The sequence below is a fragment of the Nocardioides sp. genome, from assembly GCF_031422975.1.
Classification (GTDB): Bacteria; Actinomycetota; Actinomycetes; order Propionibacteriales; family Nocardioidaceae; genus Nocardioides.
In genome coordinates, this window is sequence record NZ_JANPEO010000152.1 from 1 (window position 1) to 10,570 (window position 10,570).

Here is a 10,570-nt window from a genome sequence, read left to right on the forward strand (position 1 = left end):
CAGAGCCAGGCCGACCGGGCCCAGGACGCGCGCTCCGGCGCCCTGGGCAGGGACTGGCAGACGATCCAGTCCCGTATCGACTCGGGTGAGACGACTCTGAGCGACGTCTTCACCGGCCGCGACGGATCGCCCGAGGCCGGCCGGCTCGTCCAACTCTCACGCGACAACCTGGCCACGCTGGCCGAGGAGAGCGAGCCGCCCGAGGAGCTCAAGCAGGAGCTGGCCGCCCAGGAGGCGCAGTGGGCACGCGTGATCCGCGCTCCCCAACGAATCACCAGCACCGATGACCCCGATGACCCCGATGACGCAGGGCAGGACGCATGAGCACCGAGGTCGCGGACTGGATGACGGCGCAGACGTTCCGCCCCCGGCTCACCATCACCGGTGGGCCGACCGACCGCGTGGTCGCGGCGGTGCGCGAGGAGTTCGAGCGAGTCGGGTACAAGGTCCACGACGTGACGCCGGCCCGGACCCGCCTGCGCCACCACGACTGGTTCGCGATGGCGTCGGGAGTGTGGGCTCGCACCGAGGTGGTGCTCTCCCCCGGCGTCGACTCCGTGCTGGTGGAGGTGACCCGCGGCGCCGAGAACCGCAAGGCCCGCAAGCTCGGCCAGCAGGCGCTCAACGCAGCCCTGGAGTCGCTACCCGCGCAGGGCATCGACCTGACGGTCGGTGCGTGGCACAAGGCGTCCTAGAGCACGATCAGGTCGTCGCGGTGCACGACTTCACGTTCGTACGCTGACCCGAGCTCTCGCGCCAGGTCCTTGCTCGAGCGTCCGAGCAGGCCGGGCAGCTCGTCGGCGTCGAAGTTGACGATGCCGCGGGCGACCGCGACTCCGGACGGGTCCACCAGGTCGACAGGGTCTCCGGCGTTGAAGACGCCGGTGACGCCGGTGATGCCGGCCGCCAGCAGGGAGGCACGGCGCTCGGTGACCGCGGCAACGGCGCCCCGGTCGAGCACGAGCGAGCCCTTCGGCTCGGTGGCGTGCGCCAACCAGAGCAGGCGGGTGGGGCGGCGCTTGCCGGTGGCGAGGAAGACCGTGCCACCGCTCGCCCCGGACAGCGCGGCCGAGGCCTGGTCGGCGGCGGTCAGGATGACCGGGATCCCCGCACCGGTGGCGATGCGTGCGGCGTCGACCTTGGTGACCATGCCGCCGGTGCCGACGCCCGTGGCTCCCGGTGAACCGATCGAGACGTTGGCCAGGTCGGCCTCCGAGCGCACCTCGGAGATGAGGCGCGAGCCGGGTCGGCCGGGGGGGCCGTCGTACAGCCCGTCGACATCGGAGAGCAGGACCAGCAGGTCGGCATGCACGAGGTGCGCCACGAGGGCCGCCAGCCGGTCGTTGTCACCGAAGCGGATCTCCGAGGTGGCCACGGTGTCGTTCTCGTTGACGATCGGCAGCACGCCGAGCTCGAGCAGCTTGGCAAAGGTCTGGTAGGCGTTGCGGTAGTGGGCACGCCGGATCACGTCGTCGACCGTCAGCAGCACCTGTCCGGTGACGAGTCCGTGGCGGGCGAACTCCTCCTGGTAGCGGTGCGCCAGCAAGCCCTGCCCGACGGACGCTGCGGCCTGCTGGGTGGCCAGCGACCGCGGCCGCTTGGTCAGCCCCAGTGGCGCCAGGCCGGCCGCAATCGCGCCGGACGAGACCAGCACGACCTCAGCACCGCGCGCGCGGACCGCGGCGAGCGCGTCGACCAGCTGTCGCATCCGGCCGGGATCGATCCCCCCGGCTGCGCTGGTGAGCGACGACGAGCCGACCTTGACGACGATACGACGCGCTTCACCGACGAGCGCGCCGCGATCCGGTGCTGATCGAGGGGCCCCCCGATCGGTCACTCCTCGCCGTCCCAGTCGGGGTCGTCCTTCGAGCCGATCTCATACGACATCGGCCCGATGCCGGAGCTGGTGATCGTCTTGGGTGCAGCGGCCTTGCCGGAGCGGTCGATGCGGCGGGCCACATCGGCGCGGGTCTCGTTCTCCGAGCGCTCGGGCATCTGCTCCTGGATGTCACGTCGGCGGGTGGACGAGGGACGCTCCTCGCGCAGCCGCTCGTCCTCCCCACGACGGCCCAGCATCTCGGCGCCGGCCTCGATGCCGGGCTTGAAGTCGAAGACCACGGCGTCCTCCGGAGGCCCGATGAGGACCGCGTCGCCCTCCTGGGCGCCCATCTTGGCCAGCTTGGCCTCGACGCCGAGCCGGGTGAGACGGTCGGCCAGGAAACCCACGGCCTCCTCGTTGCCGAAGTCGGTCTGCCGCACCCAGCGCTCGGGCTTCTCGCCGCGCACGCGCCAGCCCTCGGGCGACTCGGTGACCTCGAAGTCGCCGCCGCCGTCGATGCCGGGGGGCCGGATCACGATGCGGGTGGCCTCGGCCACCGGGCGCTCGGCGCGAGCCTGCCCGACGATCTCACCCATGGCATAGACCAGGGCGGGCATGCCCACCCCGGAGGCCGCACTGACGGAGAAGACCTGCAGGCCGCGGGCCTCGAGATCCGCCCGCACCATGTCGGCGATCTCGTTGCCATCGGGTACGTCGACCTTGTTGAGCGCCACCAGGCGGGGGCGGTCCTCGAGGCCGCCGTAACGACTGAGCTCGTTCTCGATCACGTCGAGGTCGTCGAGCGGGTTGCGGCCAGGCTCGATCGTCGCCGTGTCGATGACGTGCACCAGCGCGGCACAGCGCTCGATGTGGCGCAGGAAGTCGTGGCCGAGGCCGCGGCCGTCGGCGGCGCCCTCGATCAGACCGGGCACGTCGGCAACGGTGAAGGTCACGTCGCCGGCGCGGACGACGCCGAGGTTGGGCACCAGGGTGGTGAACGGGTAGTCGGCGATCTTGGGCCGGGCACGCGACATCGCTGCGATCAGCGACGACTTGCCGGCGCTGGGGAAGCCGACCAGACCGACGTCGGCGACGACCTTGAGCTCGAGGCGTACGTCGAGCTCGTCGCCGGGCTCGCCGAGGAGCGCGAAGCCGGGCGCCTTGCGCTTGCTGCTGGCCAGGGCCGCGTTGCCGAGGCCGCCGCGACCGCCGCGGGCGATCACCATCTCCGTGCCGGCGCCGACCATGTCGGCGATGACCTCGCCGTCAATGCTCTTGACCACGGTGCCGTCGGGCACCGGCAGGACCATGTCGCCGCCGTGCCCGCCGTTGCGGTGCGAGCCGGCGCCGTGGCCACCGTGGTCGGCGCGACGCTTGTTGCCGTGGTGGTAGTCGATCAGCGTGGTGACGTCGGGGTCCACACGCAGGATGACGGAGCCGCCCTGGCCGCCGTTGCCGCCGTCGGGTCCGCCGAGGGGCTTGAACTTCTCCCGGTGGACCGACGCGACACCGTTGCCGCCCCGGCCGGCGCTGATGTGCAGCGTGACCTGGTCGACGAAGGTGGGTACTGCCATGGGGAGGTCCTAACGAAAGATGAAATGGCACGAAGGGCGCCCCCAGAAGTCTAGGGACGCCCTTCGCAGAAAGTCGTGCGTGAAACTAAGGCTTCGTCACTCACCGGGGAGGATGTTGACGACCTTGCGGCCACGCCTGGTGCCGAACTGGACGGCACCCGCGATCAGCGCGAACAGCGTGTCGTCGCCGCCGCGGCCCACACCCGACCCCGGGTGGAAGTGGGTGCCACGCTGGCGGACGATGATCTCGCCGGCGTTGACGGCCTGGCCGCCGAAGCGCTTCACACCGAGGCGCTGGCTGTTGGAGTCGCGGCCGTTCTTGGTGGACGCGGCGCCCTTCTTGTGAGCCATGAGTTCAGTCCTTTTTCAGCAGGTGAGAAGTTCCGAGCGTGAGCTCAGAGCGAGATGTCGGTGACCTTGACCTGGGTGTACTTCTGGCGGTGGCCCTGGCGCTTCTTGTAGCCGGTCTTGTTCTTGTACTTCTGGATGACGATCTTCGGGCCCTTGGTGGCGCCGAGGATCTCGACGGTCACGGCAGCCTTGTCGAGGCCGGTCGCGGTGACCGTCTCGCCGTCCACAACCATCACAACCGGGAGAGTCAGGGTGCTGCCGACCACGTTGGCCTTCAGGTCCATCTTGTCGATCTCGATGACGTCGCCAACAGCAACCTTCTGCTGCTTGCTGCCACTGCGCACAACTGCGTACACGGCGGACTCACTCTCCTCAGGCCTGGTGGTTGCCATTGACTGGCACGGTGAAAAACTAGCGGTTCGGGTCCTGCTCGGGCCTCGCGACGACGTGTCAGCAGGAGCCATGCAGAAGGGGTACGCCGGGGCGCACAAGGAGCGACTTTACGGCGCCGAAGCCAACCGGGTCAAAACGAGCCGACCTGGATGGACCTCAGCGCTTGCGAGTGCCCCGCTTCTTGATCGGGACGTGCTCGATGTGCGGCGCGTCGTCCGGGTCGACCCCGGGCTCGACGTCGGCCGTTCCCGGCTCCTCGATCCCCGTCTGCGGCACCCGTCCAGCCGCTCCCACGGCGAGCAGGACCGGCGGACCGGCGGGCCGGGTCGCGGACCTGCGACGCGTGCGCGTCACGACCTGCGGCTTCGTGGGCTCGGCCACCTCAGCCGGCTCGGGCTCAGCAGCTCCAGGCGCCTCAGCAGCGGATGCGTCGACTTTGGGCTGCTCGACCTCGACCTCGGGCTCCTCGATCGCAGGCGCCTCGGCGGCCGGGGCGTCGAGCTCGGGTGTGGCCGGCGTCTCGATCGGAGACTCCCGGGGCTTCTCGGCGCTGGTCGACTCGGTGGCGACCGCTTCCTCGACGTGGTCGGCATGCTCGCCGTGATCCGTCTTCTCCGAGCGCGGCATCGCGGCGACGTCCTTGGGCGACGGGGTCCCGGCGCTACCGCCATTGCCGGAGCTGTCCCCGGTGCTCTCCTGGCCCTCGCCGCGGCCACGGCCGCGGCTGCGTCGGCCGGTGGCACGCCGATCCCCCTCGTCACCCTCGCCCTGGGGCTCGACGGGTTCGCTGGTGATCACGACGCCGCGACCGTGGCACTTGTCGCAGTCGGTGCTGAACGCCTCGAGCAGGCCGGTGCCGATGCGCTTGCGCGTCATCTGGACGAGGCCCAGCGAGGTGACCTCGGCAACCTGGTGCCGGGTGCGGTCGCGGCCGAGGCACTCGACCAGGCGGCGTACGACCAGGTCGCGGTTGGACTCCAGGACCATGTCGATGAAGTCGATGACGATGATGCCGCCGATGTCACGCAGCCGGAGCTGGCGCACCATCTCCTCGGCGGCCTCGAGGTTGTTCTTGGTGACCGTCTCCTCGAGGTTGCCCCCGGAGCCGGTGAACTTGCCGGTGTTGACGTCGACCACCGTCATCGCCTCGGTGCGGTCGATGACGAGCGAACCCCCCGAGGGCAGCCAGACCTTGCGGTCGAGACCCTTCTGGATCTGCTCCTCGATGCGGTACGCCGCAAAGACGTCCTTGCCGTTGCCGCGGCCTTCGTTGGCGGGCTCGAACTTCTCGAGCCGGTCCTGCAGGTCGGGCGCCACGTGGGCGACGTAGCCCTGCACGGTGTCCCAGGCATCGTCGCCCTCGATGACCAGCTTGGCGAAGTCCTCGGTGAACAGGTCGCGCACGACCTTGAGCGTCAGGTCGGGCTCGCCGTACAACAGCTGCGGGGACTGTCCCTTGGCCTTGGCATCGATGTCGTCCCAGCGAGCCTTGAGCCGCTCGACGTCATGGGTGAGCTCGTCCTCGCTCGCGCCCTCGGCCGCGGTGCGGACGATGACGCCGGCGGTGTCCGGCACGATCTCCTTGAGCAGCGTCTTGAGACGGTTGCGCTCGGTGTCGGGCAGCTTGCGGGAGATGCCGCTCGTGGTGCCGTCGGGCACATACACGAGGAAGCGACCGGCCAGGCTGACCTGCGAGGTGAGGCGAGCTCCCTTGTGGCCGACCGGGTCCTTGGTGACCTGCACCAGCACGGACTGACCGCTGGAGAGCACGGACTCGATCTTGCGGGTCTGGCCGTCCTTGTGGCCCAGCGCCGCCCAGTTGACCTCACCGGCGTAGAGCACCGCGTTGCGGCCCTTGCCGATGTCGATGAAGGCTGCCTCCATCGAGGGCAGGACGTTCTGCACGCGGCCGAGGTAGACGTTGCCGATCAGCGACGTCTGCGACTCGCGGGCGACGTAGTGCTCGACGAGGACCTTGTCCTCGAGCACCGCGATCTGGGTGAGCTCCTTGCGCTGGCGGATGACCATGACGCGGTCGACCGACTCGCGCCGGGCCAGGAACTCGGCCTCGCTGACGATCGGGGCGCGGCGACGGCCGGCCTCGCGACCCTCACGCCGACGCTGCTTCTTGGCCTCGAGGCGGGTGGAGCCGGCCACCGCGGTGATCTGGTCCTCGGCCGAGCGCCGGCTGCGGACACGGGTGACGGTGTTGGGCTCGTTGTCGGTCTCGTCGCCCTCTTCGCCGGCCCGGCGGCGACGCCTGCGCCGCCGTGACGTTCCGTCGCCCTGATCGCCGTCGTCGTTGTCGTTGCCGCGGGTGTCGCCGGGCTTCGTGGCGGCGTCCTCGGTGTCGGCCTCGTCGTCGGTGTCGTTGTCGGTGTCGCTGTCCTGCGTGTCTGACGAGCCGTCGCCACCCTTGCGACGACGGCGGCCGCCGCGGCGGCGACGGCGGCGGGCCGGGCCGGTGCCATCGCCGTTGTCGGCGTCGTTCTCGTCGTCACCGGTCTCGGACTTGACGTCCTCGTCCTGCGCGCTCGGCGCGGTCCTGCTGGCCGGCGACCTCTTGGCGGGCGCCCGCCCGGCAGCTGTCTTCCTGGCAGGCTTCGCGTCTGCGGTCGAGGCGTCCGTGTCGGCGCCAGCGTCGGCGGCAGCGTCGGCGTCGAGGGCCTCCGCGTCGGTCTCGACGCTCGCAGCGGCGGCCTTCTTGCCCGCGGAGCGCGTGCGGCGCACGACCACTGGAGCCTGGAAGAGCGGCACGGCGGTGGAGGCCGGGCCGGACTCGGTGGCAGACGCCTCCGTGGCGTCAGCGGCCTCCGCCTGCACCTCGGTGCCGGGCTCGGCCGACTTCTTGGTGGACTTCTTCGCCGCAGTCTTCTTGGCGGCAGGCGTCCTCGGTGCGGTCGTCTTGGCCGCGGCCGCCTTCTTCGCGGCAGTCTTCCTGGCCGGCGCCTTCTTGGCGACGGGCGCAGACACGGCGTCATCTGAGTCGGCCGTCTCCGGGATCAGGGCGTCCTGCACCGTGGCCGCCGGGGAGGCGACGGCCTTCTTCGCGGCGCCGGAGCGCGTGCGTGTCGTCCTCTTCACGGTCGGGGCCGCGGCAGTCTGGTCGACGTCCGCGGCGGGTTCGACGGGGGCCGCCGGTTCGGCGGCAGTGCCGGCCGCACTGGCGCGCGTCGTGGCGGCCTTGCGTGGCGCGGACTTGCGCGTGGTCTTCTTCACGACCGGCGGGGCGGATGCCCCCTCAGCGGACGAACCGCCGGAATCGGAGCCGCCGGTGGTGGCGTCATTGTCGTTCGGGTTGTCGTTCGGGTTGTCGTCGAGCATGTCGCGCTCCTCGCCGGCACCCGGATCAGCTCCGGGACCGTGTCGGCGCCTCGAGCCCTGGTGAGGGGGTCGGACGCAAAGCCTTCGTGTGGCGGCGACACCCTCCGCGTGCGCGTCATCCGATGCGCGTCGGTCACCATTCCGCGGTCGCCGGGCCTGGTTGTGCATCACTCTCACCGATGCACGAGCCGCGTCGCGGAACTGGTGACGACCTTCATCCGATGTGCCGGACCTTGAGGGGGCCCGGCGAGAACGTCGTCGGCTCGTCGTGGATGGCGGACCATCCGCGTCGAACGTGGCGAGTATCGCACACTCGACCGCTGAGGCCGGCAACCCGGATGTCGGCCCAGCCCGGGGGTGAGCTCAGACCAGCGGGTCGCCGATGGCGCCCGACTCCTCGAGCGGACCCTGGGCGAGCCTCGTCATGAGCGGCGCCTCTCCCATGGCAGTGCCGGACACTGCGGCCAGCGCCGTGAGCACGTCGTCGGGACGCACCGCGGGCACACCGTGGCGCAGGACCAGGTCGAAGGCGGCACCGCCACGCTCCTCGGAGGCGACGGCCGCGAGGGTGAGTACGGCGCCGCGCGCGTCGAACTCGCGCAGGCCCTTCTTCGTCATCCGCTCCACCAGCACCTCGTCGGCGGCCAGGAACGTCTCGACCGCGACGAGCGCTGCGTCGAGCGGGGTGGAGACGTCTATCCGCCAGCGACTGGCCTCCAGGCGGTCGGCCAGTGATCCGCCGGGCGACTCCACGACCTCGATGATGTCGAGCCCGGGCGGCAGCGCCTCATCGAGCAGGGCGTGCACCTCGGCCGGCACCAGCACCTCGGCCAGCGCGATCTCGAGGTATTCGGCCTCGCTCGCCGAACCCGTCGGCGCGGCGCCCGCGTACGACATGCGCGGGTGGGGGTTGAACCCGGAGGAGTAGGCCATCGGGATGCGGGCGCGGAAGACCGCCCGCTCGAAGGCGCGGCTGAAGTCGCGGTGACTGGTGAAGCGGAGGCGGCCACGCTTGGCGTAGCGCACGCGGAGGCGCTGCACCGGGGGCGGCTGCTGGGGTGGGTCCTTGCGTGCCATATCGCCGCACAGGCTATCCGGCCACGCGGCCGGTCCCCACCAACACCCGGGGCGCCCTGGCCGGCATCAGATGGCGATGGAGTCGAGACCGAGCAGCCACGGGGCCGAGGCGTAGGCGAGCAGGGCCAGCACTGCGATCACCTGCGAGGTCCGCGTCCGGAGCACCAGCGCGGCCAGCGCGAGCCCGAGCGGGAGCAGGGCGAGCCCGTAGCGCAGGTGGATGCCGATGTACTGGTCGGTGGTGACGAAGACCAGGACGTCGAGCACCACTGCGGCCAGCGCGGAGCCGAGGAGGTACCCGGGCGCCAGTTGCCGCACGAAGGAGCGTTGCTCGCGCGCGAGGCCGGACCAGATCGCCAGGGCTGAGCCGTTCAGCAGGATCATGAACCACACGCTGGGCATCAGGAGCGTCCCTTCGCCGTTGGGCGAGAGGAAGCGGATGCTGTCCACGAGCACCGCCTGCGGGTCGAGGCCATCAATCATGTAGTCACCCGGTGGCGGAGGATCGGCGACCTGGGTCCACGTGATGATCAGCATCCAGAGCACGGTGAAGGCCAAGGTGCTGCCGCCCAGCGCGACACCACCGATCAGGGCCCGGATCCGCGTCGCCCTGTCGAAGACCTTCGGCCAGGCGATCACAGCCAACAAGGTTACGCCGAGGCCGACGATGACCGCGATGTTGGACCCCTTGACTCCGGCGGCCCCGAGTCCGGCGAGCACGAGGGTCCACCACGGCCACTCCCGGCGGAGGAACTTCAACGTCGCCAGCGCGGCGAAGGCGCCGACAGGGATGTCGAGGGCGTGTGGGGTGATGAACGTGTACTGCTGCAACAGCGCCGGCACCATCAGCACGGTGGTGGAGACGACGAAGGAGGCAACCCGGCCCGCGCCCACTGCCCGAGCAAGCAGGAGAAGGCTCCACATGCTCAGGGCCGCCCAGAGCATGCCGACCAGTCGCCCGGCGAGCACGGGGCTCTCCAGCAGACCCGTCCGGAGGAGCACGCCAGCGACCGAACCGGTCACCACGAAGTAGAAGGGTGGATCCGCTGCCGCCGAGTTGGCGACCACGAACGGCTCTCCGTCCCGGCACGGGGGCGGGGCCGCCGGACCGAGCCGGACGATCCCTCGGCAGGTGCGGGCGTCCTGCGCCCACTCCGTGAGGACCTCGCCGTTGCGCATGAACAGGTCGCCCTGCGACACCTGGTAGACGCGCTCGGAGTACTGCCACTCGTCGAAGATGCTCAGCTCGCGGTTCTCCACCGCCTGGTCGACCACGAACGGGGCCGCGAGGATGAGGAAGACGAGCAGCAGCAGGGCATGGGCACGCCAACCGCGTAGGCCACCGGCCCGCTCCTCGAGCGCGGCCAGCCTTGTCCGAATAGTCACGCCGGGAGTATGCCTCAGCGCGAGGGACAGCCCGAGCGGCGCTGTCCAGTGCGCCGGCGTGGACTCGAATTGCTACCATCCCCCGCGTGCCGCGAACCGACTCACCACCCCGCGTGCTCGTCATCGTCCCGGCGTGGAACGAGCAGGACAGCGTGGGCCGAACGGTGCGCGAGATCCTCCAGGTCCACCCCGAGGTCGACGTCCTCGTCGTCGATGACGGCTCGGGCGACTCGACCGCCGAACGCGCCGAGGCGGCCGGTGCCCGCGTGGCACGCCTGCCCTTCAACCTCGGCGTCGGGGGCGCGATGAGGACCGGCTACCGCCACGGGGTGCGCGAGGGGTACGACGTCGCGGTGCAGATCGACGCCGACGGCCAGCACGACCCGCGCTTCCTGCCGGACCTGATCGCCGAGCTCGAGCACGCCGACATCTGCATCGGCGTCCGGTTCGCGAAGGCCGACGACCCCTACACCGTGCGCGGTCCGCGGCGGTGGGCCATGTACCTCCTCGCCAAGGTGCTCAGCCGGCTGGCCGGCACCCGTTTGACCGACGTGACCTCCGGCTTCCGTGCCTGCAACCGCCGGGCCATGACGGTCTTCGCGGAGCACTATCCCGCCGAGTATCTCGGCGACACTGTCGAGTCGCT

At 70.7% G+C, this 10,570-nt stretch carries 9 protein-coding genes and 1 pseudogene; 3 read left to right on the forward strand and 7 right to left on the reverse strand.

Translation table 11 applies throughout. The annotated features are described in order from the left end of the window. Together RMO85_RS04780 and RMO85_RS04785 are read left to right on the forward strand one after the other, a co-directional pair. A pseudogene (locus RMO85_RS04780) lies at positions 1–324 on the forward strand (hypothetical protein); the annotation flags it as partial. Further along, positions 321–695: a hypothetical protein gene (locus RMO85_RS04785; RefSeq protein ID WP_310526796.1), complete on the forward strand. Its 375-nt coding sequence runs from the start codon at positions 321–323 to the stop codon at positions 693–695. The pseudogene RMO85_RS04780 and the gene RMO85_RS04785, both read left to right, overlap by 4 nt. Here RMO85_RS04785 and proB read toward each other — a convergent pair. The 7 genes from proB to RMO85_RS04820 form a co-directional block, all read right to left on the reverse strand. Further along, complete coding sequence (proB, locus tag RMO85_RS04790; protein ID WP_310526798.1) at positions 692–1,837, reverse strand: glutamate 5-kinase; 1,146 nt, start codon at positions 1,835–1,837, stop codon at positions 692–694. The genes RMO85_RS04785 and proB overlap by 4 nt on opposite strands. Beyond that, on the reverse strand, positions 1,834–3,393 hold the full coding sequence (gene obgE, locus RMO85_RS04795; protein WP_310526799.1) for a GTPase ObgE: 1,560 nt from the start codon (positions 3,391–3,393) through the stop codon (positions 1,834–1,836). Before obgE ends, proB begins: the two co-directional genes overlap by 4 nt. Before the next feature lie 96 nt (positions 3,394–3,489). After that, the gene (rpmA, locus tag RMO85_RS04800; protein WP_310526800.1) at positions 3,490–3,744 is read right to left on the reverse strand and encodes a 50S ribosomal protein L27; all 255 of its coding nucleotides are present in this window, start codon (positions 3,742–3,744) and stop codon (positions 3,490–3,492) included. A 44-nt stretch (positions 3,745–3,788) separates the two neighbouring features. Beyond that, positions 3,789–4,100 (reverse strand): 50S ribosomal protein L21, encoded by a 312-nt coding sequence (rplU, locus tag RMO85_RS04805; RefSeq protein WP_310526801.1) that lies wholly within the window; start codon positions 4,098–4,100, stop codon positions 3,789–3,791. Between the two features lie 193 nt (positions 4,101–4,293). Continuing rightward, positions 4,294–7,461 (reverse strand): Rne/Rng family ribonuclease, encoded by a 3,168-nt coding sequence (locus tag RMO85_RS04810; RefSeq protein WP_310526803.1) that lies wholly within the window; start codon positions 7,459–7,461, stop codon positions 4,294–4,296. Positions 7,462–7,824: 363 nt separating this feature from the next. Then, positions 7,825–8,538 (reverse strand): TIGR03936 family radical SAM-associated protein, encoded by a 714-nt coding sequence (locus RMO85_RS04815; protein ID WP_310526805.1) that lies wholly within the window; start codon positions 8,536–8,538, stop codon positions 7,825–7,827. 66 nt (positions 8,539–8,604) lie between these two features. Beyond that, on the reverse strand, positions 8,605–9,924 hold the full coding sequence (locus RMO85_RS04820; protein WP_310526806.1) for a hypothetical protein: 1,320 nt from the start codon (positions 9,922–9,924) through the stop codon (positions 8,605–8,607). 86 nt (positions 9,925–10,010) lie between these two features. Here RMO85_RS04820 and RMO85_RS04825 point away from each other — a divergent pair. Continuing rightward, a partial coding sequence (locus tag RMO85_RS04825) for a glycosyltransferase family 2 protein (RefSeq protein ID WP_310526808.1) occupies positions 10,011–10,570 on the forward strand: 560 nt, incomplete at its 3' end.